Annotated in this window: 25 protein-coding genes and 1 pseudogene; 11 read left to right on the top strand and 15 right to left on the bottom strand. The window is 58.9% G+C overall.

Going from position 1 to position 21,151, the window contains the following annotated elements; all coding sequences use genetic code 11:
• Positions 1–92: 92 nt before the first annotated feature.
• The 4 genes from BBBR_RS05175 to BBBR_RS10865 are packed head-to-tail and all read right to left on the bottom strand — an operon-like array spanning position 93 to position 2,232.
• Positions 93–716 (bottom strand): hypothetical protein, encoded by a 624-nt coding sequence (locus BBBR_RS05175; RefSeq protein ID WP_003829429.1) that lies wholly within the window; start codon positions 714–716, stop codon positions 93–95.
• Entirely contained in the window at positions 713–1,441 is a 729-nt protein-coding gene (locus BBBR_RS05180; protein ID WP_012577741.1) for a hypothetical protein, read from the bottom strand. Before BBBR_RS05180 ends, BBBR_RS05175 begins: the two co-directional genes overlap by 4 nt.
• 4 nt (positions 1,442–1,445) lie before the next feature.
• Entirely contained in the window at positions 1,446–2,102 is a 657-nt protein-coding gene (locus BBBR_RS05185; protein WP_003829431.1) for an ABC transporter ATP-binding protein, read from the bottom strand.
• Complete coding sequence (locus tag BBBR_RS10865; protein ID WP_162531455.1) at positions 2,035–2,232, bottom strand: hypothetical protein; 198 nt, start codon at positions 2,230–2,232, stop codon at positions 2,035–2,037. Before BBBR_RS10865 ends, BBBR_RS05185 begins: the two co-directional genes overlap by 68 nt.
• 250 nt (positions 2,233–2,482) lie before the next feature.
• Here BBBR_RS10865 and BBBR_RS05190 point away from each other — a divergent pair.
• A pseudogene (locus tag BBBR_RS05190) lies at positions 2,483–3,668 on the top strand (IS30 family transposase).
• Positions 3,669–3,859: 191 nt separating this feature from the next.
• Here BBBR_RS05190 and BBBR_RS05195 read toward each other — a convergent pair.
• The 5 genes from BBBR_RS05195 to BBBR_RS05215 all read right to left on the bottom strand — a co-directional run bounded on the left by BBBR_RS05195 (position 3,860) and on the right by BBBR_RS05215 (position 8,834).
• Entirely contained in the window at positions 3,860–4,528 is a 669-nt protein-coding gene (locus BBBR_RS05195) for a response regulator transcription factor (protein ID WP_003829435.1), read from the bottom strand.
• Complete coding sequence (locus BBBR_RS05200) at positions 4,525–5,754, bottom strand: sensor histidine kinase (RefSeq protein WP_003829436.1); 1,230 nt, start codon at positions 5,752–5,754, stop codon at positions 4,525–4,527. The genes BBBR_RS05195 and BBBR_RS05200 overlap by 4 nt, the downstream gene beginning before the upstream one ends.
• A gap of 32 nt (positions 5,755–5,786) precedes the next feature.
• Positions 5,787–7,211: an FtsX-like permease family protein gene (locus tag BBBR_RS05205; RefSeq protein ID WP_003829437.1), complete on the bottom strand. Its 1,425-nt coding sequence runs from the start codon at positions 7,209–7,211 to the stop codon at positions 5,787–5,789.
• Positions 7,204–8,106 (bottom strand): ABC transporter ATP-binding protein, encoded by a 903-nt coding sequence (locus BBBR_RS05210; protein ID WP_012577745.1) that lies wholly within the window; start codon positions 8,104–8,106, stop codon positions 7,204–7,206. The genes BBBR_RS05205 and BBBR_RS05210 overlap by 8 nt, the downstream gene beginning before the upstream one ends.
• 194 nt (positions 8,107–8,300) lie before the next feature.
• On the bottom strand, positions 8,301–8,834 hold the full coding sequence (locus tag BBBR_RS05215) for a hypothetical protein (protein ID WP_012577746.1): 534 nt from the start codon (positions 8,832–8,834) through the stop codon (positions 8,301–8,303).
• 331 nt (positions 8,835–9,165) lie between these two features.
• On the opposite strand from BBBR_RS05215, the gene BBBR_RS05220 reads away from it, so the two are divergent.
• Both BBBR_RS05220 and BBBR_RS05225 read left to right on the top strand, forming a co-directional pair.
• Entirely contained in the window at positions 9,166–9,468 is a 303-nt protein-coding gene (locus BBBR_RS05220) for a DUF2089 family protein (RefSeq protein WP_003829440.1), read from the top strand.
• A gap of 2 nt (positions 9,469–9,470) precedes the next feature.
• Positions 9,471–9,815 (top strand): hypothetical protein, encoded by a 345-nt coding sequence (locus tag BBBR_RS05225; protein ID WP_003829441.1) that lies wholly within the window; start codon positions 9,471–9,473, stop codon positions 9,813–9,815.
• A 140-nt stretch (positions 9,816–9,955) separates the two neighbouring features.
• Here BBBR_RS05225 and BBBR_RS05230 read toward each other — a convergent pair whose 3' ends face one another.
• Positions 9,956–10,369: a MerR family DNA-binding transcriptional regulator gene (locus BBBR_RS05230; protein WP_003829442.1), complete on the bottom strand. Its 414-nt coding sequence runs from the start codon at positions 10,367–10,369 to the stop codon at positions 9,956–9,958.
• A gap of 421 nt (positions 10,370–10,790) precedes the next feature.
• Between BBBR_RS05230 and BBBR_RS05235 the strand changes: the two genes are divergently transcribed.
• From BBBR_RS05235 to BBBR_RS05260, 6 genes are all read left to right on the top strand, one after another.
• A complete protein-coding gene (locus BBBR_RS05235; RefSeq protein WP_003829444.1) occupies positions 10,791–11,432 on the top strand; it encodes a YfgM family protein in 642 nt (213 codons plus the stop codon).
• Positions 11,433–11,524: 92 nt separating this feature from the next.
• A complete protein-coding gene (locus BBBR_RS10870; protein WP_032738192.1) occupies positions 11,525–11,818 on the top strand; it encodes a hypothetical protein in 294 nt (97 codons plus the stop codon).
• 337 nt (positions 11,819–12,155) lie between these two features.
• Positions 12,156–12,302 carry a hypothetical protein gene (locus BBBR_RS10875; RefSeq protein WP_007056267.1) on the top strand — a complete coding sequence of 49 codons (147 nt, stop codon included), beginning with the start codon at positions 12,156–12,158 and terminating at the stop codon, positions 12,300–12,302.
• A 168-nt stretch (positions 12,303–12,470) separates the two neighbouring features.
• A complete protein-coding gene (locus BBBR_RS10880) occupies positions 12,471–12,911 on the top strand; it encodes a hypothetical protein (RefSeq protein WP_003829448.1) in 441 nt (146 codons plus the stop codon).
• Positions 12,912–12,937: 26 nt separating this feature from the next.
• The gene (locus BBBR_RS10885; RefSeq protein WP_324291860.1) at positions 12,938–13,246 is read left to right on the top strand and encodes a transporter; all 309 of its coding nucleotides are present in this window, start codon (positions 12,938–12,940) and stop codon (positions 13,244–13,246) included.
• A 328-nt stretch (positions 13,247–13,574) separates the two neighbouring features.
• Complete coding sequence (locus BBBR_RS05260; protein ID WP_025262999.1) at positions 13,575–15,155, top strand: amino acid permease; 1,581 nt, start codon at positions 13,575–13,577, stop codon at positions 15,153–15,155.
• 242 nt (positions 15,156–15,397) lie between these two features.
• Here the strand turns inward: BBBR_RS05260 and BBBR_RS05265 are convergent, their stop codons facing one another.
• On the bottom strand, positions 15,398–15,637 hold the full coding sequence (locus BBBR_RS05265) for a hypothetical protein (RefSeq protein ID WP_003829454.1): 240 nt from the start codon (positions 15,635–15,637) through the stop codon (positions 15,398–15,400).
• A gap of 296 nt (positions 15,638–15,933) precedes the next feature.
• On the opposite strand from BBBR_RS05265, the gene BBBR_RS05270 reads away from it, so the two are divergent.
• Positions 15,934–16,287: a DUF488 domain-containing protein gene (locus BBBR_RS05270; protein WP_014483707.1), complete on the top strand. Its 354-nt coding sequence runs from the start codon at positions 15,934–15,936 to the stop codon at positions 16,285–16,287.
• Positions 16,288–16,352: 65 nt separating this feature from the next.
• On the opposite strand, the gene BBBR_RS10890 is transcribed toward BBBR_RS05270, so the two are convergent.
• Entirely contained in the window at positions 16,353–16,781 is a 429-nt protein-coding gene (locus tag BBBR_RS10890) for a hypothetical protein (protein ID WP_003831803.1), read from the bottom strand.
• A 317-nt stretch (positions 16,782–17,098) separates the two neighbouring features.
• Here BBBR_RS10890 and BBBR_RS05280 point away from each other — a divergent pair, with 317 nt between their 5' ends.
• Complete coding sequence (locus BBBR_RS05280; RefSeq protein WP_025332295.1) at positions 17,099–17,995, top strand: hypothetical protein; 897 nt, start codon at positions 17,099–17,101, stop codon at positions 17,993–17,995.
• Here the strand turns inward: BBBR_RS05280 and BBBR_RS05285 are convergent.
• The 3 genes from BBBR_RS05285 to hisI all read right to left on the bottom strand — a co-directional run bounded on the left by BBBR_RS05285 (position 17,979) and on the right by hisI (position 21,107).
• On the bottom strand, positions 17,979–18,587 hold the full coding sequence (locus tag BBBR_RS05285) for a DUF1287 domain-containing protein (RefSeq protein WP_225851434.1): 609 nt from the start codon (positions 18,585–18,587) through the stop codon (positions 17,979–17,981). The genes BBBR_RS05280 and BBBR_RS05285 overlap by 17 nt on opposite strands.
• Before the next feature lie 362 nt (positions 18,588–18,949).
• Complete coding sequence (trpE, locus tag BBBR_RS05290) at positions 18,950–20,506, bottom strand: anthranilate synthase component I (RefSeq protein WP_003829468.1); 1,557 nt, start codon at positions 20,504–20,506, stop codon at positions 18,950–18,952.
• Between the two features lie 205 nt (positions 20,507–20,711).
• On the bottom strand, positions 20,712–21,107 hold the full coding sequence (hisI, locus tag BBBR_RS05295) for a phosphoribosyl-AMP cyclohydrolase (protein WP_015438852.1): 396 nt from the start codon (positions 21,105–21,107) through the stop codon (positions 20,712–20,714).
• Positions 21,108–21,151 lie beyond the last annotated feature (44 nt).

Here is a 21,151-nt window from a genome sequence, read left to right on the forward strand (position 1 = left end):
AGCGGCAGGCTCACTCCCGCAACGGAATACGGTGAGAAAGCTGGCTGCCGGACGATTACGATCCGAAACAGTGCACCCGTATACGGCTTCGGTCAGACACGTTTCACCGCCTTGAACAGCAGACATGCGCTTATCGCGGCGATGGCGACGCCGACCGGAATCACGTAACCGGCGAATTTCACCCCGTTCAACACCCATGTGGTTGGTATGACGGCGTACAGCATCGGCGCGTCCTCGAACATGCCGGAACTCACCGTAAGTCCGGCGACGATGAAGAAGGCGACGACGTTCCAGGCGACGAGAGGACTGACCCAGAGCCGCAGAACGAAGCATGCCAGGGAAAGGACGACGGCGGTGAACGCAAGCATCAGAATGGTACGCGACGAAAGCGGCTCGTTGACGACGAGCCCGACGGCAAGCCCGTACAGCAAAGTCAGGCAGACGTTGATCACGACGCCGAGCGACAGCGACTTCACGCTGAAGCGAAGCAGGAGCCGGTCGTGGATGCTGAAGGAACGGTACGAGGAGGGCACCCTCGCATGGGAGAAGACGAGACCGGCCGCGGTTACGGGAAGCGCCATCACCATCGCCGACTGCACCACCGCACCCGTGTTCCCGTAACGCAAAAAGAACAACGGAAACAGCAGCACGGCCACGAAGGCGAGCGTCGACCAGCGGATCACCGCCACACGCTCAATACGCAATAGGGACTTCATTTCCTCTCCACTCCTTCGCGACGGAACCGGCTCAACAGCACATAGGCAACCAAAAGCACCACGATCGGGACGACGACCATCACGGGGCCGACGGACGCTCGACTCGCCGCTTCCGCCGGCGACATCACGGTGCCGTTCAGGTTCAGCCCGACGGTCCGTAGGGCGTTCGCGACGTAGGGCGTCGCATAGTCGGGAAGGTCGCCCGGCAGGAGAATCCATGCATAGCAAAGGATGGCCGAGACGATTCCGGCGGTTCTGGGATCGGCGGCGATCTCGACGATCGAGTAGATCAGGGAGGTCGCAAGGCTCTGCAGCACGACGAAGCACAGGACAGCTGCCAGATGCGGGTGCATTCCGGTACCCGTCAGGACCATGATGGCGTCGAAGCACAGTACGCCAATCAGGTTCACGGAGGTCAGGATCAGGGCCCGGAACACGGCCCTGAGCGAGCATGGCGTCCACGCGGAATACACGTGGCGCGGCAGGCCACCGTAGTGCGCCTTCGCGACCCTGGCATCGCATGCGAAGAGCAGCGAAAGACAGATCAACGGCTGGGTGGCGGTGAAATAGACGCAATACCCTCCGGTTATCGGGGTTCCGTTCGCCGCGCTTGAGATCCACGCACCCAGCAGAAGGGACGAGACGGCCCCAAACACCGCGGCGAGGAAATACCACGTGTTCCAGTAGTAGGCGACCAACGCGCGAACAGGGGAAACGGCGTTCAAGACCCTACCTCCCCTGATACAGATCCGCGAGGTTCACCCCGGTCAGATCCGTGACCTGCACGGCCCGGCCGTGACGAATCATGATGCACTCGTCCGGGACGCCCTGGATCTCATGAAGCAGATGCGTGGAGATGACGACGCAGTTCCCCTTGTCCCGGTAGGCGCGAAGCGTTTCGGACAAGGAGGCTATGCCATCGGGGTCCAGACCGTTCTGCGGCTCGTCGAGGAACAGGAACCTCGGATGCGGCACAAGGGCGAGGCACAGCTCCAGACGCTCTTTCATGCCCGTCGAGTAGTCCTTCGCCTTCCGCCCATACACCGCGCGATTGATGCCCACACCGTCCAACGCCGCCTCCGGGTCCACATCCAGACCCCAGAACGCGGAGACCACCTCGACGTTCTCTCTACCACTCAGGTAAGGAAAGAAACTGGGATGGTCTATCGCCGCGGACATCTCATTGATATTCGTCCCTGTGTACGTGACCTCTCCGCTCACGGGCTTTATCCGTCCGAGTAGCGTCTTCATCAACGTGGTTTTGCCCGCGCCGTTTGCCCCAAGCAGACAGATGATCCTACCCGTGCTCAACCGCAGGTTAATGTTGCTGACGATTGGGGAACCCTTGTACCCGATCGAGAGATTCGTAGCCGATATAACTGGCATAATCACCCTTCACGAAAGGCGGGCCTGAAGGCAAAGGCAGGATGCCTTGCCCAGAGCCAGCGCGTTGCAATGTCGCCGCCATTTTACCCTTCAGCGGCCGCAAACGTAACATCATGTCAGGCAATCGCATGACGGTTGCTCCATGCTACCTCGATTCGCCGAAACTATCCATCGGGCAAAGGAATGAACCTGCGCATCATCCGCAAGGACGATGCATCCGACTCCCATCGCACACTTGCCGCCACCGGTCTCTCTCCCCCCCCCCAAAAAAAATGGCGAAGGGCGGGTTCCAGTGATCGTCGCAACGCCTGGCTGACTGATGGGAGGGCCAGGTGGACAGGTGGGTGTTCGAGGGCGTGGAGTACGCGACGCGTGGCGAGATGTGCGCGGCGCGGCGGCGCCGCTACGCCGAGCTGCTGGAGGCGGGCATGAACTTCACGCAGGCCGCGCGGGCGGTGGGCGTGTCCAAACGCACCGGCAAGGTGTGGCGCAACGGAAGGACACGATCGAACGGCAGGAACGAGAAGCCATCGGTGGACTGGTATCGTTCCACCGTGGACATTCCCCAAAAGATCAGTTCGAGGTATCTGAGCCAGGACGAGCGCATCAGCATCGCCGACTGGCGGAAGGCCGGCATGAGCGTGCGCGGGATCGCGCGCACGCTCAATCGTCTCGTGTCGACCGCCAGCCGCGAGCTGGTGCGCAACACGAATCCCGCGACCGGCATGTACGAGCCGTACCGGCCCCAGCAGATGAGCGCGGACGGCCCAGACGACCCAAGCCCGCGAAGATCCATACGGTGCCCGGCCTGCTCGCATACATTCGTGCAGGATTGCGGGCGCATTGGAGTCCCGAGCAGATCGCGGGGCGCCTGCGCGCCGATTTCCCGGATAATGATGCTATGCATGTGTGCGCGGAGACGATCTACCAGGCCATCTACGTCCAGGCCAAAGGCGAACTGAAAAAGGACGTCATCAAGGCCCTGAGGAGCGGGCGCGCCCAACGCCGGCCGCACGGGCAGGCGGGTTCGCGCAGGCCCGTTTCCGCGAGCCCATGATCATGATCAGCGAGCGGCCCGCCGAAGTCGAGGACCGGGCGATACCCGGTCATTGGGAAGGCGACCTGATCTGCAGCGCGGCCAACAAAAGCGCGATCGGCACGCTCGTGGAACGCTCGACACGGTTCACGATCCTCCTGCACCTGCCCGACGGGCACGACGCCAAACACGTCCGGCAGGCCGTCATCCGGAAAATGCAATACCTGCCCAAGCTCCTGAGGAACTCGCTGACCTGGGACCAGGGAAGCGAGCTCACCCTGCACAAACGCATCTCGACCACGCTGGACATGCAGGTGTATTTCCGCGACCCGCATTCACCCTGGCAGCGCGGCACCAACGAGAACACCAACGGGCTCCTGCGCCAATACTTCCCCAAGGGCACCGACCTGAGCGCATACCCCGAGGACTACCTCGACGCGGTCGCCGAGGAACTCAACGACCGGCCCCGCAAAACACTCGGCTACAGGAAACCATCCGAGAAAATACTCGAACTCATCAACACAGCATGATACGATTGCACCAATCCAAGACCGCCATCAAGAGCGGCAAAACACACAGGTGTTGCAACCACCACTAAAATCCGCCAAGCCCACCTTGCCGAATGGGGTGTCGAACATGGAATCCGTCTTGGGGGGGGGCGTGCGGTAGTCGCATTCGTAACAACAATCCGCTTGAATGAGCTGCTGAGCAAATAGCAGGTCTACATGCCTGCTTTGAACCAGCCGATGGCGATTTGAGTGCGATTGCGCAGGCCCAAAGTTGCGAGGATACGGGTCACGGCACGTTTGACGGAGGCAGGTTCGACGGTGAGTTGATTGGCGATTTCCTCGTTGATGAGCCCTTCGGAGATGAGTGCGCAGATTTCACGCTGGCGAGGGGTGAGTGCGTCGAAAGCTTTGCGTATTTCTTGCTGGCGCTGGCTGCTGGTGGGATGCGGAACGCCTCGTTCAAGCACTTGTCTGGTGATTCGTGGGGTGAGTATTGCGTCACCGTTGGCGATGGCGTGAACCGCGTCGATGAGGTTGTGCTTGGTGACGTCCTTGAGCAGGAAGCCGCTGGCTCCGGCGTCGAGACCACCAAAGGCGTAATCGTCCTCGTCGTACGTGGTAAGGATGAGAATGCTGATGGTGGGCCAGCGTCTGGTGATGCGGCGAGTGGCTTCGATGCCGTCCATACCGGGCATCCGCACATCCATGAGGATTACATTCGGCAATGGACGATGCTGAACGGCGAGCTGTTCGAGCGTCTCGATGGCGGATCGGCCGTCAGCGGACTGGGCAGTGACGACGATGTCGGAAGCATCGTCAAGCATGAGTTGGAAGCCAAGTCGCGCGAAACGCTGGTCGTCTACGAGCATTATACGAATCATGCGGTGTGGTCCTTTTCGTTCACTCCGTTGGACGGGATGGTCGCCTCGACGACCCATTCGCCGTCTTCGTTTGGACCGTATTCGAAGATGCCGCTTGCCGATTCGACGCGGTGGAATAGACGGACGAGCCCAGTACCGTCATCCTTGCGCGCGTCCTTGCGCGCGGGACTGCCGTCATTGCGGATAATCACGGCGACGGTGCCGTTCTCGCTGTGGTTCCAGGCGATGCTGATATGCACCACGTTCTGTCCGTGACGTATGGCGTTGGTGATGGCTTCGCGAGTCACATCGAAACACAAATCAGCCTGAGCTTCGTCATCGGCGCGCGTACCAGTCTCGGTGAACACCGTGACGATGCCCAGCCGGCGTGCGTGCGCGAGAATCGGCCGAATGTCATCCCATGAATGCTGGTCTGATTCTTGGGTGTGCGTATCGTCACCGTTCGCCGCTCCATCGAACTCGGTCAGTGCGCGGACGGCTTTGCGCGTGTCGCCCAGACTCTCTCGTGCGATTTCGTTGATGCCGTGCAGCGCATCCTCCACGCGTGGGTCATCGGTTTTGCCGGCCAGACCCTCAGACAGTGCGATGATTACGGTCAGATCCTGGCCCACACTGTCGTGCAGTTGACCGGCTATGCGCGAACGGCGTATTGCGGCATCGCGTTGGAAGGCCAGCTCGGCTGCCCGCCGGCATTCCTCGGCAGCTTTGTGTTCGGCTTCCTTGGCCTGTTGCCTGCCACGTACTGCAAGCGCGCCGCCTCCCACGGCTGCCAACGTTACCACTCGACTCACCCATTCGGTCGCGAGAACGTCCGGATGCACCATGATGGCCGACGCGGTCATCGACAGCATCATGCCGATGCCTCCAACGCACAGCCCGCGCCCCCTCGCTGTCCGGGCGAACGCATAGCAGGCGACGAGCGTCTGAATCATCACGATTGAGTCCAACCGCCAGTACGAGGCAACTATTAACAATACCGCTTCAAGCGCCAAGGCAACGGCTGGCAGCCAGTAACGGACAAGCAGTATCGCACTGCTGGCTATGGTCATCGCCAGCAGCAGAGCCAATCCCAGCGGATCTTTGGCAAACGTATACATGGTGTCGGCCGGCGCTCCGATCGCATGCTCCCACAGCATCGCTGCACATTCGACCACGGCGATGACCAGTGGCACGGCCAGGACCGTGACCTTATTGGCCTGCGCGGATTGCGGTTTCATGGCTCCCATTGTGGCTCTTTTTGTATGATGTTGCGTGCATGTCAGCATGTGCGTATCGTGTCGGCCACGCTGCGGTGTAGCGCGGGGCGAATCTGCGTGAACTGGATGAGGAACAATGCCAGCCAGCAGGCCGTGCCCATGCCGATTACGCCCGGCCATGGGATTTCGGCCACGGGGATGCCGACGAGCGCCGCGGATCTTGCGGCGAAAACGCTTGCGCTGACGGCGACCGGGATGAGCGAGAGAATGACCGCGCCGGCGGCCAGCTGCAGGCTCTGCCAGAGATACATGCGGATCACACGACGTGGGGACAGGCCGATGCTGCGCAGCAATGCCTGGTCGGCGACCATGCTGCGGTTCGACAGGGCGATGACCGCCATGCTGGTGGCCAGGGACACGATGCACAGCATCGTTATGAGCAGCAGCGAGTCCGCGTAGTTCAGGCTCTTCGGATGGCCGCCCAAGGCGAGTATCCGGCCATAGGATCGCGCGCAGGTCAGCAGGGTGACCGACAGTCCCATGGCAAGGGCGAGCGGGGCAATCGTGTTCGTGTTGCTGGCGGCCTTCGCCTCGGCGGAACGGGCGGCGAGCACGCCGGTCGCGGACCCGCACAGGCGACACACGACACGTCCGATGCCCAACAGAATCGGAATCAGCATGCTGACAAGGATGTACATGCCGAACGAGGCGATGATGCCGGCCCACAGCGCGCTGTTGAATGTCTGCCCCGCCTCCTGGCCGAACGCGAGCGCCCGTGGCGTGCCCATGCCGGAGAACGCCAATGCCAGCGCCGCCGCCATGACAATCAAACCAAGTGCCCAGTGCGCCCAAGACCGCCAACCGTGCCGTATCCCGATGGCTCCCGTGCCGCGAATCACCTCGATGGGACGGATCTTCGCTGCGCGCAGCGAGGGGATGGACGCGCCCAACATGCACGTGGCCACACCCAACAGCAGGGATCCGAGCCACGCGGCCATCGACGGCGTGAACGCAGGAGGTGCGAACGAGCCGAATCCATCGGCGAAGCTTTCCGCAGCCATGGCGTTGAACTCGGGAACCGCCAGCAGGCTGGCCGGCACTGCAGCCAGAGAGCCGATCAGGGAACCGAACAGGCTCGCCACACCCACGAGCATCCACATGCTGGCAAGCACCTGACTCGGGCTGGCGCCCATAAGCCGCCATTGCGCGAACGTGCTGTGAATACGGTTGACCGTGGCCGAGCCGACCACCGTCAACGAGAAGAACGCGAGTAATGACACCACCACATAGATCGTGACCGACACCATGCCGAACTCGGCCGGATCAAGACCCGCCTGCCGCGCGGCCAATGTGAACGACGGAGACGAGGTCCACACGAATTGGTTCATGCATATGCCCACCAGCGTGGTCACCACTGCGACCACCAGAATCGTGGGTACCCATCCCGTGACATTGTCGCGGAACACACGCAGCACATACCTAGCCACGATGAGCCTCCTTCCGCTGCTGCGGATACGCCACGCGCTGGACCGGTCGGCCCGGTTGGACGGATTGGATAGGCTGGGCGTTCACCATCATCGGGCCGACAGACCGCGCCGCCGCAACCAACGGCGGCGACCCGGCCGGTACGAAAGTGCGGCGTATGCCATCGGCAATCTGCTCGGCGGTGAGTCTGCCAGCGATGTGGGTGACCTGACCGTCGCGCAGGAAGATCACGTGGTCGGCCAAAGCGGCGGCATCCGTGTCATGCGTGACCATGACCACGCTGGAGCCCGCATCCGCCAGCTCGCGCAGCACCTGCAGCACAAGCTCGCTGTTCGCGGTGTCGAGCGCGCCGGTCGGCTCGTCGGCGAACACCACCGCCGGACGCATGAGCAGCGCACGGCACAGGGCGACGCGCTGCTGTTCGCCACCGGACAGGGCGCTTACCGTCGTCTTCGCCCTCTGGCGAAGACCGAACCGGGACAGCAGCTGCGTGACCTGCACGTAGTCGGCCTTGCGATGGGCGAGCGAGAGCGGCAACATCACGTTCTCCTCGACCGTCAGATACGGCACGAGATTGTATTGCTGGAACACGAAACCGATATGCCCGCGAATGAACCGCGAACGCCGTTCCTCATTCAGTGCGTAGACGTCGGTACCGCCGATGGTCACCCGCCCGGAATCGGGCCTGTCCAATCCGGACAGCACATACAGCAGCGAGGTCTTGCCTGCGCCGGACGGACCGACGATCGCCGTCAAGCCCGCTCCATCGATATCCAACGAAACATTATTGAGAACAGTCTGCGTGTTTGCGGGTCGGGAGGCGGTTCGAGCATCGAACCCTGTCCGTTTCACCAGTCCGAGCGCCTGAATCGGTGTGCCGGCATTTTGCCAAGTCATGAGGTAGCCCCCTGTCGTGAAAGTTGACGCCGTTTTTCTCAACCTTCGCGCCAGGGGCATGGCAGGTCGAGGTAAACACGGAAAGTGACACCCTAGGGTGACAGATTCCAGTAGCGTTCCATGACCGGCACCCAATATGCCCTCAACCAGACCAGCGACAACGAGGACCTGCCCGGCATCGTCCAACTGCCCGCCTATGCCAAGTATGATGGACGGCTGCTCGTCATACTTGGTTCCTCCGGGAAGCGAATATCCTTCTGTCGTTTGCGGAAACAAGCCCTGCCGATGCCCAAGACCGCCAGATAAAGCAGGAACATCACGGGCACGACCCATGTCACGTACCGCCACGGGTCAATCTGGAACGTATCGAAGACGATGAACATGACGCCCCACACGTTGATGGCGACGATCGCCAGAATCTGGGCGGCCGCCGAATCGAACCTGGATTCGGCCGGGCTGGTATCGTTCGCGTCGGCCGGAACGTCAGGCGTCCGCCCGGCGCGACGCATGAAGCCGAGCGCCGCCCACACGATGGCCGCCACCAACGCCACGGCCGCCGGCACCACCAGCTTCCAGAACTCCCCGTCATTCCAGCCGTACCGGATGACGGCGCACGTGATGGCCGTGACGGCGGCCACGCCCAATGTGGCGGAAGCGCCGAAAAACCACAGCAGACCTTGATTCCGACGCCCACCATGGGAGGCCCGCACCTCATCGTCCGCAACCATATCGTCCCCGCATTCCATAAAGTCCGACGCGTACGCATGCCATCTCAATTATGGCACTCAAAGAGTCAATCAGACAACATGCTGTCAAGCGATCGCATGACAGGAATCGGCTATCCGTCAATGCCTTAGGGTGCTGTCGATGCATATCCGATTGACCGATGCTTCTACATGCGTGCCGACATGTGCCGGTCCTTCGCGTCCGCGTACGCATTCTTACATCACGACCTCAAACTAATCTACGAAAAACTTTAAACAGATATCTATTTGATTTTAATATTATTTATGGTATACTTAATTTTATTAAACCCGCCGTGAATTGAAGGAGGCAGGTATGGATACGACGATGATCCCGCCGTGGATGTCGAACCTCGATGACGAGGATATGACGTTCATCAAACGGTTTCTGCTCGCATCAGGCTCCATGAAGGAGGTCGCCGCGCAGTACGACGTCTCCTACCCCACCGTTCGGCTTCGGCTCGACCGGCTCATCCAGAAAATCAAGTTGGGCGAGCAGATCGAGAACGAGCCGTATATCGCGCTCATCAAACGGCTCGCGGTCGACGACAAGCTCGACTTCGACACCGCCAAAATCCTCATCAGCGAATATCGCAAGCAGCTCAAGCAAGGAGAGTAATCATGATTGGCGCCACAAGATTTGCCGTAGTGTTTTTCGTGTTTCTCATCGCCATCTGCATCGGCTTCATCATATTGCAGATCAGGCTTTCGAAGATGGACAGCAAGTGGCCCGGTCTGGTATTGCCCGCCATCACATTGCTGCTGTCGCTTGTGGCGGCGATTACCGTCTTCGCCAGGGCGGACATCGGTGCGTATGGCAACATGTGGAACGTCGTGCTTTCCGCATTCATCGCGTTCCTGTCCAACAACGTATCCACCATCGTGCTGGCCGGCATCTACTTGTATCAGCGTGACAAGATCAATCGTCGCGCCGAGCTGGCCCGTATGAACGTTCAGGACCTGTAACTCACTGTGCAAAACACGCAGACTGAACCCTACGCCGCTTATGCCGACTCATCATCTTTTGCGCCGCTTCGCGCAGCTTGGATGATTAAGCCGGTGACGTGGTCGCAGGGTTCGTCGCGCAATCGGAGCCGGACGCCCTGTCATTTCGGCTGATTCCGTACATCCTGTTCCGCCGCGAACCGTTCGGCGATTTGCCGTGCGTGGATGTTCTTGGCTTCGTTGACGAAGTCGGCGCATGCCTTGCTGCCGTAGAGCGCCTCACCACACGGGTCGGCGAAACGCGGATCGCCGACCAGCGCGGAGCGAATGGCCCCGAACGAGCCGGACAGCGGCATGGCGTTCATCACGGTCGCGGTTTGATTCTGTGCCGCCCGGGTGCGGGCGGTCTTGACCAGACCGGTCTCGTCGCAGTAGCGCAACGTGCGCGTCGTCACGCCGCTGATCAATGCCGCCTGATCAATGGGCCACAACCGGCCCGTATCCAGCGGATTGCCCTCCACATCGAACGCGCCGGAACCGTTGACGGCGTTCGCCGTGTTGTCGTTCTCGTTCATGATCGATCATCCCCCTTGAAGCCGATTATCCTCTACCCGCCGTGCGTGTTTCGCGGCGTTGCCGTCAGGATAGACGTTTACGCAACGTCAACCGCAAGCGATAATGGGATGTATCGTTCAAGCCAGGCAATATGCCGTCAAGCAATCGCATGACAGCACCATGTTCGGCACATACCAGATGGAAGAATTGGCAAACCTTAAAAAATACCGCGGTTATTGCTGTGCCGAGAACGCCAATATGACCATAGACGTGCTTTCCCGCTACACGTTATTCACCTGTCATGCGCCGATATCAATCAAAAGACACTTGCATAACCACCGCTACGCATCGCCAATAACATACCGATGAGCCAGAATGAGGCCCAGGCCACGATGCTAATCCGTAAATAATACTGGTCAGAGTGGCAGGTACATTGGTCCTATGGCTAAGCGCAAACATATCGGCACTGTTGTTATTGCAATACTGGTCGCTATTCTGCTGGCGGTGGGCGTTTCCGGCTGGCTATTCTGGCAGTCGGTACAACGGGTGATCGGCGAGGCGCAGCAGGCGGGCGAATATGCGGCTGAAGCACAGCAATCCGTCGGGCAGGGCGACTTCAAGCAGGCGCTTGAGCAGATGGACAGCGCTGGCAGTCACATCGTCACGGCGCACGACGAAACCCAGGGCGCGCTATGGCAGGCCGCCGAATACGTGCCATATTACGGTTCGGACGTGAAAGCGGTGCGCGGCATGCTGGGCGCGGCCGCCGACGCCGCGACCAACGCCCTGCCCAAAATCGACAGTGCCGCGCAGGGCACGTTGGTGGACTTCAATATCGAAGAGCTGCTGTCCGGCATGAACTTCTCCGACGGCACGCTTTCCATTCCCAAAATCGCTTCCATCAAGCAGGACCTGTCCGACGCCGGTGCGGTCTTGAAGCGCGTCAAGACGTCGATTTATGCGCTGCCGCAACCCCGCACGGAACAGATCACCGAAATGGTCAACCAGGGCAAGCAGGTAGTGGACCAAATCGATGAGACTTTCGACACCTTGAACACCATCGTCGAAAAGATTCCGGGCTGACGTTGGTTCGTTCTTGTCGTATATTGGCGTAACCTCCGCATAAGGCTAGTCCATACAAATTTATGTTTAAATTTGGGATAGGAGGTGCCAATATGCCGACACGCACACCAATCCCGGTCAGTCGGGCGATGCGTCATATATCCGCCAACCTCGATTTGGCGCGCAGACAACAGCGCATTCCCGTAGCCTTGCTGGCCGAGCGGGCTGGATTATCCATGCCAACGGTCACCAAAATGCTGCGTACGGGTAATGGCAGCTTTGAGAACTTCCTCCGCATTGCTCGTCTGCTTGGACTGCTGGACGGCGTACAGCAAGCGACGGACCCTCTTAACACAGATATCGGCAAATTACGCGCCGACGAAGACACTCCGAAACGTATTCGATAGTACAGCAGGAGGCGCAACACATCATGGAAGCAATCGTCACCCTGCAGTTCAACGGCACAGACGTCACCGTCGGGAAATTATTCACCAGTATCAGGCGCGGCATCGAATCGGCAAATTTCACATACGATACGGCCTATATGCGCTCTTCAAACGCAGTATCCCTCTGTCCAGAGATGCCCCCTCCCCCGGAACGTTCCCGGCCGAGCATAATGCGATGCATCGCATCTTTCAAGACTGCATGCCGGATCGTTGGGGCAGGAACCTCATGCTTCGTGCAGAACATCAAGATGCTCGTTCGGAGCATCGCACAGCACGCACACTATTTGAGGGAGATCTCTTGCTATCCGTCAACGATGAGACCCGACAAGGCGCATTGCGCTTCTGGAACAACGACGGTGACGCGCTAGCTCCCAGTGAGACCGGCGGTCCAAGAGAAGTGACCATTCAGTCCCGCATCCATAGCAATGATGAGCAGCTGCTTTGAATCCGGCATTGCGCGGCTTCGCGAAGCAAGCGCACAATGACTTCACATTCCCGCCTTGCACCAGCTGGCTGCAATCTGCGTATGGTCATGTATCTGTAGGCCGGCACGAATGCGGCTGATGGGTGCGGCGAATCGTGAGGCACCGTCTCCTCTTTCTATGGCGGCGGCATGGTCGCCGGCCAGCCCATCGGCACCATGATAGGCTCTCGCATGATCAACAATGCGCAAGCCGGCTTCATCATCGGCGCCGTGATCATGCTGGCTTTCGGATTCGTGGCGCTTGCCATCTGGCCTCGCGAGGAATCCTCAAAGGACATGGAACGCACCAAGATGACGCTCAAGGATCTCGCTGTCTCCTTCCACTTCCCGAAGTTCTCCACCTCGCGTGACTTCTACAAGGCGTTCGGCTGCCGAGTGTGCATGTTGCTCAGCTACCAGATGATCTCCGTGTACCAACTCTACATCGTCGAGGATTACGTGCACCAGACCAAGACCGAGGCTGCCGGCACCATCGCCACCATGTCCATCATCACCATGGTCGTTTCCCTGAGCGCTTCGCTGATCTCCGGCCCGATCTCCGACAAGATGCACACGCGCGCAAGGTACTAGTCATCATCGCCTCGCTGCTGTTCGCGATTGGCACCGCGATGCCGTGGATCATGCCGAGCGTCACGGGCATGTACCTGTATGCGGGCATCGCCGGCTTCGGCTACGGCGTGTACTCAGCCATCGACCAAGCGCTCAACGTCGACGTGCTGCCGAACAAGGAAGAGGCCGGTAAGGACCTCGGCATCCTCAACCTGGCCACCACGCTCGGCCAGGCGGTGGGCCCCACCATCACCTCGACGGTAAAGACCGCGACCGGAGCTTTACGCCTGCATTCGCCATCTCCATCATCATGGCCGTGTGCGCCGCCGTGTTCGTGCTGCGCATTCAGAAGGTGAAGTAGACGCTGCAAAGTGCCCATCTCCGTTTCGAGGGGCTGATTTTGACTTTGCGGAACATCTATCTCCATTTCGAGGGGCTGATGCCAAAGTAGCTACTGGTCAAAAACAACGGAATGACGTTGGAGTAATGCCATTTCTATCCGCGATCTGGCAGTTGACCAGCCCCTTGAAACGGGAGTAGACCTCCGACAAGCACGAAATCAGCCCCTCGAAACTGAATTTGGCTCAATGCATCGCCCGGCGCAACTATATCCTCGGTGCGGGTATACTATTTCGGGCCGTCACGATGACGTCCACGGAACGCACGCATGGCAAAGAGAGAAGCATGAGTCAGCCCGATACCGACATGGCAAAGCAGTCGCCGTCCTCGCAACAGGAAACGCGGATTAGGATGGATGCCCCGCAGCATAAGCCAAATCAGGCAGACGAATCGAGCGCATTAGGCGAGCAGTCAACTGAGCCGACTGGCCAGCACAATAAACACGCTCTGCACACGAACCTGAAGCGCGGCATGGAATCCCGCCACCTACAAATGATCTCGTTGGGCGGCGTGATCGGCACCGGTCTGTTCCTGAGCTCCGGATATACCATTCAGCAGGCAGGCCCGATCGGTACGATTCTGGCGTACAGCATTGGTGCGCTCATCGTCTATCTGGTCATGCTCACGCTCGGCGAGCTCTCCGTGGCCATGCCGGTGACCGGTTCCTTCCATGTGTATGCCGAAAAGTTCATCGGCCCCGGCACCGGTTTCGTGATCGCGATCCAATATTGGCTCACTTGGACGGTGGCTCTCGGCTCCGAATTCACCGCCGCCGGTCTGCTCATGCAACGATGGTTTCCGGACAGCCCCACATGGGTATGGAGCGCGGCGTGCATCATCCTCATCTTTACCTTGAATGCCCTGTCCGTCCGATTCTTCGCCGAGGCGGAATTCTGGTTCGCTTCAATTAAGGTGTTCGCCATCTGCGCGTTCATCATCATCGGTCTACTCGCCATCTTCGGCATTATTCCTATCGCCGGATATCAGCATGCGCCGATGTTCGGCAATCTCGTCAAAGATGGCATCTTTCCCAACGGCTTCGTGCCGGTGTTCGCGACGATTCTGACCGTCAACTTCGCGTTCTCCGGCACCGAGCTCATTGGTGTGACCGCCGGCGAGACGCGCGACCCGGAAACCGCCGTGCCGAAAGCCATCCACACCACGCTGTGGCGTCTGGTGCTGTTCTTCATCGGCTCGATCACCGTGATGTGCGCGCTGATTCCGTGGCGCCAGGCCGGCGTGGGCGAAAGCCCGTTCGTGCTCGTGTTCAACAGCATCGGCATCCCCTATGCGGGCGACATCATGAATTTCGTGGTGCTCACGGCCGTGCTTTCCGCCTCGAATTCCGGCCTGTACGCTTCCACGCGCATGGTGTGGTCGATGGGTAACGAGGGCATGATTCCACGCTGGTTTGCCAAGACGAACCGTTGCGGTGTGCCGATGCTCGCCTTGTGCGCCGCAATGGCCGGCGGCCTGTTGGCTCTCCTGTCTTCCGTGATCGCCGCTTCGACCGTGTATCTGGTGCTGGTGGCGCTGTCCGGCCTGTCCGCCGTGGTAGTGTGGATTGCCATCGCTTACTGTCAGATTGTGTTCCGCCGCCGTTGGCTGGCATCTGGCCATTCCGCTGATGAACTCAAATACCGCACGCCTGGCTACCCTTATGTTTCCTGGGCGGCGTTCATCCTGTGCACCGCATCGTTCATATTGGTGATTTTCGATGTGGAGCAACGGTTCGCGCTTGTGGCTGAGCTCGTGTTCATCGTGGTCTGTTACGGCATTTACTTCCTGCAACAATGGTGGCGGAAACGCAGAAAAGCGTCTGACAGCGAAGACGATCTATCCATGCCGTGGGCCAATCAACGCTGATTGAACGATTGCATTTTGTTCCGGGTTCCAGCTCCGGTTCTTTGCATTGCGGATTGCGTATATCCGAACAATAGATACAACACAATAAAAAAGCCATATTTGATTGGAATGCCGTCCATCCCCATTCATAGGTCAATAGAAGGCCGGCAAACAGATAATAAACCGCGAGGGGCGGTGACGTTCGGATGATGATAACCGAACGTCACCGCCCCTCGCACTCATTGCGGGATCAAAGCCACGAATCAGTTCTCCGCATTCTCGCGGAGAGCCTCCTTGGCGTCGTTCTTGACCTCGGTGGCCTTCTTGGCAGCCTCGGCTTTGGCGACATCCGCCTTGGCTTTGGCCTCGTCGAGCGCATCCCCGGCCTTGTCCACCAGGTCAGAGGCCTTGTCGGTAGCCTTGTCTTTGATATCGCGGGCCGTATCGGCAACTTTGCTGCCGGCCTGTTTGGCAAAATCCTTCGCATCATCGATCAAACTCATGGTTGCTCCTTAGTACATGTATGCATGGAACTACTGAAATTGCTGACAATACTGTTCGATTATTCTTGAGTTGTGGTGAGCCTTACTTGCGACGTTCCCGCGCAAATATCCAGCTCACGCATAATTATACATAGCGTGAGTGAATGGAATCCGTCAACTCGGCAACCGTCAAATGAATTTCAACGGCTCATGCAGACTGCAATCTCAATGGTTCTCCACATTCCCGCAGCAACGGATTGCTCCTTGCCGTGCGCCGCCTCTTGACTTTTTATGAGCACGCGCCAATCATGGAATATATGGGGATTGCAATCAAGCGCATATATGAGGAGCCGGCAGCATCGGACGGGTTCCGCGTGCTGGTGGACCGCCTGTGGCCGCGCGGCATGACAAAGGAGCGCGCGGCCCTGGACCTGTGGCTGAAGGCCGTCTCCCCTTCTCCCTCGCTACGCAAATGGTTCGGCCATGACCCCGCGAAATTCGCGGAATTCCAAGCCCGGTACGTTGCCGAACTTGACGCCAATACCGCCGTCGAAGACCTGCGCTGTATCTGCGCGGAGCATCCCGACGTGACGTTGCTGTATGCGGCCAAAGACCCGCAAGTCAATCATGCCTTGGTACTGCGCGACTATCTCAATGAGTCACTTCAATAATCGGCAGCACAAGCAAATGTTCAAAAACGACATTCGCTTCTCGCGGCGATTTCGAATTCCAAAGTTCACACCAACGGCTTGCGTACATCCAGTTCGCAAGTGATGCCAGTCTCCTTGCGAGCCCATTCCGCCGCCTGCAATGCGGCGATGTTCCAGAGCGCGTGCGGCACACCGCCGAGATCCGGATGGGAACCCCAGAACGTGATGTCATCGGAGTATGCGGTGATGAGCGAATCCTCCGTAACCGGCATAATCGTGTGGTAAAGCCGATCGGCCAGCGTGGACACGAATTCATTGGCCGCGGCAAACGTGTCGATGAGATGCTGCTCGGCAGTCACCGGCGGGCCAACTAGCTCCCAGGATTCGACATCCGTAGCGCTCCATTGCGCGGCCTCGCCGTCCACCTCGCGCTGCAGTGAAACGAACAGCCTAGCGAACTCGTCCGAGGTCAGACCTGTAACTCGACGACGGGTCGAGAGTTCAATCGGAGTCATCAACTTCTCCTTTCCATGTATTTATGCATCATATGCTCTTAAGGGTCAAATTCGATTCATGCGGACGAACGAATCCATCTAGTAAACGAAAAGCATGGCTGCAATGCATTACAGAATTGACTCAAGATCCCCAGATGAATGCTTTTTCTTGTAAATCGGATAGACTGGCGCGAGAACAGTGCGAGAAAGAGGCGAGGATGACCGAGAAACAATCGCGGAAGCAAACGACAACATACGCCAACCTGCAGAACGACCAGTCCGGTCAGCCACAGCAAGGCAAGCCGCGCAAGCCGTCGCTGCATGCACGCTGGAAAACCATGAGCCAAGCTATGGGCATGGAAATCCGCGAGCACAAGAGCTCGTTCGCGGTCTATGTGGTGCTGCGCATGCTGGTGCTCGCCATGGCCATACTCCAATTCTTCAACGGCAATTATGAGAACGTATTTCTGTGCATCCTTACGTTACTGCTGCTGTTGGCACCGGCATTTATCCAGGTGCAGTTCCGCATCGAGCTGCCTTCGGTGCTCGAAGTCATCGTGCTAGTGTTTGCGTTCTCGGCCGAGATTCTTGGTGAGATCAGCTCGTTTTATGAGATCTTCCCGTTCTGGGACACAGTGCTGCACACGATGAACGGCTTCCTCGCCGCGGCGATCGGCTTCTCATTGGTCGACCTGCTCAACCGATCCGACCGGGTGAAGTTTGAGCTTTCGCCTCTGTATCTGGCGATTGTCTCCTTCTGCTTCTCCATGACCATCGGCGTAATCTGGGAGTTCTTCGAATTCGGCATGGACCAGCTATTCGGGTTTGACATGCAGAAAGACGCCATTGTGCATTCCATCAGCTCGGTGATGCTCGACCCCACGCACACCAATCACGCGATTCATATCAGCGACATCACACAGGTTACAGTCAACGGCCAGAATCTGGACCTCGGCGGCTATCTCGATATCGGCCTGATCGACACGATGGAAGATCTCATCGTCAACTTCATCGGCGCGGTCGTGTTCTCCGTGTTCGGCTTCTTGTATGTGAAAAACCGCGGCAAAAAGGACTCCATCATCAGCCGGTTCGTGCCGCATCGCAAGTCCGCCGACCGCGATTATCTGCGACTGGTGATCGATGGCGGGAAAGCAACTGACGTCGATTCGGCTGATGGGGCCGCAGCCAGTGCCGGTAGTGCCAGTACCATCTCAGCTGTCACTGCCAAGCCTTGAGCACGCTCTGCGGTACTTTCGACGCGTCAAAACGGTAGTGCCCGGTGACCGTCATGTGCTTCTTGAATGAGAAGTAGTCATTCTCGCGCTGCTTCTGGGCCATATTGTGAATCACGTACGGGGTGCCATTCTTGTCGCGTTTGTCCGAGATGACGCCGATATGCTTGACGTGCTGGAAGACCACGATGTCACCGCCCTGCCATTGCGCAACGTCGGCGGTGTCCGTGGTGAGCGTCTGCCCGTATTTCGCGAAGAACACGTCAAGCACGCCGGTGCGGCGGAAATCGATGTTCGAATCCGGCTTCGGTGCTACGGCAACGTAGCTAGCCGGGTCGGCGGCGATATCTGTATCGACCATGGCCTTCAGATCGTAACCGGCTTCACGAAACGCACGCCACACCGAGTCGGTGCAGGCACCACGATCGGCCGGCGGGTAGCCGCCCTGATAATAGTCGGAGTCATAGGCCGGGTGATTTTCGGCATCCTTACGGGCACCGGTAACAATATCTGCATAGTCGTCCACACCGTTGCCGTTGAAATCAACCGTGCTGGCGGCTTTCGAATACTTGCGATTCGCCTCATCAGTCGACATGATATCTGATTCCGATGCAGCCGAATCCGCTGAGGTTGGGTCCGGTGTTCCCGCCAGCAAACCCGCCACCTGTGTTACGCCAGCCGTTAATGACATGGGCAGTACTCGGGCCAGGTGACGTGCAGCCAACACACCACCTAAAACAAGCATCACAATCACTGCAACAGCAAGTATCCGTTCGAAGCGTCGGCGTGTGCTTCGACTGTTTTCATGCCCTGCTTCAGTCAGATGATGTGCCATACCGGTCTCCCAGCGTGAGACTTCCCAATCGCTTGTTTCGGTGGCTTACACCGTAGTCGCATGACTTATGAAATGCTTGGCCCATACAGTTTTTCTGTATGGGCTTCCCATGTCCGTCTATCTCACAGCTCGCGCAGCTGGGCGGCAATCTGGATGGATTCGACGCTGGCTTCGGCCTTGTTGCGGGTCTCCTGCCATTCGGTGGCAGGCACAGAGTCGAGCACGATGCCGGCACCAGCCTGCACGCTCGCCTCATGATCGCACAGGAACGCGGTACGAATGGCGATGGCCATATCCATATTGCCGGAGAAATCGAAGTAGCCGACGGTACCGCCGTAGATACCACGATCGGCCGGTTCCAGTTCGTCGATGATTTCCACCGCGCGCGGCTTGGGAGCTCCGGAGAGCGTGCCTGCAGGGAACGCGGACTTGAACACGTCAAAGGCGGTTAGCGACGGGTCGACCTTACCGGTGACCGTCGAGCAAATATGCATGATGTGGCTGAAACGCTTGATATCCATGAGCTGTACGACTTCCACGGACTGTGGCACGCACACCTTGCTCAGATCGTTGCGGGACAGATCCACGAGCATGATGTGCTCGCTGCGTTCCTTCGGATCGGCAAGCAACTCCTTGGCGAACTTCTCGTCCTCCTCCGGGGTGGCACCACGCGGGCGAGAACCGGCAATCGGAAAGGTCATCGCGTGGCCATTGTCTACCTTGATAAGGGTTTCCGGGCTGGAGCCGATGACATTGAAATCACGGCCCTGCGCGTCGGTCAACGCCATGAAATACATGTAGGGGCTCGGGTTCAGCGTACGCAGCACACGGTAGACGTCGAACGGGTCGGCGGGCGAATCGATGTCGAGACGCTGGGAGATGACCACCTGAAACACATCGCCGTCCACGATATGTTGCTTGGCACGTTCGACGGCCTGCTCGTAGTGGCTTTTCTCAGTACGGAAACGCAACTCAGGCTGAGCAACCGTTTCGTCCAGAATATTGACACGAAACTCGTCAGGAGCCGGCGTGACAGCGTCACGCTGCATCTGGTCGAGTCGAGCGACGGCTTCGTTGTAGGCGGCGTCGGCTCGGGTCGACTTGTTGTCCACGTTGACCGCGTTGGCAATGAGCCATACCGAACCGGATATGTGGTCGACCACGGCGATATCGGTGGCCAGGGCAAGCACGGTTTCCGGCTGGCCGGTCTCATCCGGGGCCTCGGCGCGCAAGGTCGGTTCCCAATGACGAATCGCATCCCAACCGACTGTGCCGACCAGACCGCTGGTCAGGTTCGGCAGACCCGCCACATGCGGGGCTTTGAGGGCCTTCAGAGCGGCGTGAGCGACCTCGATCACGTCACCTTCGGTGGGCACGCCGACAGGGACTTTGCCCAGCCAGTCGGCCTGACCATTGTTGGAACGCAGTTGAGCCATCGAGTTGACGCCAATGAAGCTGTATCGGCTCCACGTGCCGCCATATTCCGCGGATTCGAGGATGAATGTGCCGGAACGGCCGCCAGCAAGACGCTCGTAGAAGCCGACCGGGGTGAGCGAATCGGCAAGCAAACGACGCACGATGGGAACCACACGATAGCCGGCATCGGCAAGCTCGTGAAACTGTTCGCGACTGGGCCAGGTGGCACCCCACTTCAGGTGTTCGACGCTGCATTCGCTCATGTTCGCTCCTTTACTTGCGTTGATGACGTTTATTCTACTGCCGATGAAGCTCCCCCCAGTCAGCTGTGCTGACAGCTCGTCGCAAGAGAGGACAGCCTCCGGCTGATTATATTTTGCTCACTGTCGTTCGCCTTCGCCTAAAAACGCCTCCGCGTTTTCTTGACGGTTCAGCCTCAGAGAGGGGAGCCAGAGAAAGGAACCAACTCTACTGCTCGACCGGACGATGACCTTCGACCACGGGCAGAGGGCCTCCTTCGAGGAAGCAACTGCGCTTGCCGGTGTGGCAGGCGGCACCGACCTGATCGACCTCAACCAGCAGTGCATCGCCGTCGCAGTCCAAGGACACACCCTTGACGTACTGCACATGGCCGGAGGTGTCGCCCTTGCGCCAGTATTCCTGACGGGAACGGGACCAGAAGGTCACGCGCCCGGTGGTGAGCGTGCGGCGCAGAGCCTCATCGTTCATGTAGCCGACCATCAGCACCTCGTGGGTGTCGTACTGCTGCACGACTGCGGCGACCAAACCTTTGGCATCGCGCTTGAGGCGTGCGGCGATGCGGGGGTCGAGTTCAGTGGAATTGTCGTATATAGTGTCTGTCATATTTGTCTTCTTTATGTGGACCATCCTCAGTCACGCTACGCGTG

It is taken from the genome of Bifidobacterium breve DSM 20213 = JCM 1192 (genome assembly GCF_001025175.1).
Lineage (GTDB): Bacteria > Actinomycetota > Actinomycetes > Actinomycetales > Bifidobacteriaceae > Bifidobacterium > Bifidobacterium breve.

What these genes read in the sequence shown, in the direction of transcription:
- BBBR_RS05175 (WP_003829429.1), bottom strand. Translation starts at nt 716, where the DNA reads ATGAAGTCCCTATTGCGTATTGAGCGTGTGGCGGTGATCCGCTGGTCG.
- BBBR_RS05185 (WP_003829431.1), bottom strand. Translation starts at nt 2,102, where the DNA reads ATGCCAGTTATATCGGCTACGAATCTCTCGATCGGGTACAAGGGTTCC.
- BBBR_RS10865 (WP_162531455.1), bottom strand. Translation starts at nt 2,232, where the DNA reads ATGCGATTGCCTGACATGATGTTACGTTTGCGGCCGCTGAAGGGTAAA.
- BBBR_RS05195 (WP_003829435.1), bottom strand. Translation starts at nt 4,528, where the DNA reads ATGATTCGTATAATGCTCGTAGACGACCAGCGTTTCGCGCGACTTGGC.
- BBBR_RS05200 (WP_003829436.1), bottom strand. Translation starts at nt 5,754, where the DNA reads ATGGGAGCCATGAAACCGCAATCCGCGCAGGCCAATAAGGTCACGGTC.
- BBBR_RS05210 (WP_012577745.1), bottom strand. Translation starts at nt 8,106, where the DNA reads ATGACTTGGCAAAATGCCGGCACACCGATTCAGGCGCTCGGACTGGTG.
- BBBR_RS05215 (WP_012577746.1), bottom strand. Translation starts at nt 8,834, where the DNA reads ATGGTTGCGGACGATGAGGTGCGGGCCTCCCATGGTGGGCGTCGGAAT.
- BBBR_RS05220 (WP_003829440.1), top strand. Translation starts at nt 9,166, where the DNA reads ATGGATACGACGATGATCCCGCCGTGGATGTCGAACCTCGATGACGAG.
- BBBR_RS05225 (WP_003829441.1), top strand. Translation starts at nt 9,471, where the DNA reads ATGATTGGCGCCACAAGATTTGCCGTAGTGTTTTTCGTGTTTCTCATC.
- BBBR_RS05230 (WP_003829442.1), bottom strand. Translation starts at nt 10,369, where the DNA reads ATGAACGAGAACGACAACACGGCGAACGCCGTCAACGGTTCCGGCGCG.
- BBBR_RS05235 (WP_003829444.1), top strand. Translation starts at nt 10,791, where the DNA reads ATGGCTAAGCGCAAACATATCGGCACTGTTGTTATTGCAATACTGGTC.
- BBBR_RS10870 (WP_032738192.1), top strand. Translation starts at nt 11,525, where the DNA reads ATGCCGACACGCACACCAATCCCGGTCAGTCGGGCGATGCGTCATATA.
- BBBR_RS10880 (WP_003829448.1), top strand. Translation starts at nt 12,471, where the DNA reads ATGGTCGCCGGCCAGCCCATCGGCACCATGATAGGCTCTCGCATGATC.
- BBBR_RS05260 (WP_025262999.1), top strand. Translation starts at nt 13,575, where the DNA reads ATGAGTCAGCCCGATACCGACATGGCAAAGCAGTCGCCGTCCTCGCAA.
- BBBR_RS05265 (WP_003829454.1), bottom strand. Translation starts at nt 15,637, where the DNA reads ATGAGTTTGATCGATGATGCGAAGGATTTTGCCAAACAGGCCGGCAGC.
- BBBR_RS05270 (WP_014483707.1), top strand. Translation starts at nt 15,934, where the DNA reads ATGGGGATTGCAATCAAGCGCATATATGAGGAGCCGGCAGCATCGGAC.
- BBBR_RS10890 (WP_003831803.1), bottom strand. Translation starts at nt 16,781, where the DNA reads ATGACTCCGATTGAACTCTCGACCCGTCGTCGAGTTACAGGTCTGACC.
- BBBR_RS05280 (WP_025332295.1), top strand. Translation starts at nt 17,099, where the DNA reads ATGAGCCAAGCTATGGGCATGGAAATCCGCGAGCACAAGAGCTCGTTC.
- BBBR_RS05285 (WP_225851434.1), bottom strand. Translation starts at nt 18,587, where the DNA reads ATGTCGACTGATGAGGCGAATCGCAAGTATTCGAAAGCCGCCAGCACG.
- trpE (WP_003829468.1), bottom strand. Translation starts at nt 20,506, where the DNA reads ATGAGCGAATGCAGCGTCGAACACCTGAAGTGGGGTGCCACCTGGCCC.
- hisI (WP_015438852.1), bottom strand. Translation starts at nt 21,107, where the DNA reads ATGACAGACACTATATACGACAATTCCACTGAACTCGACCCCCGCATC.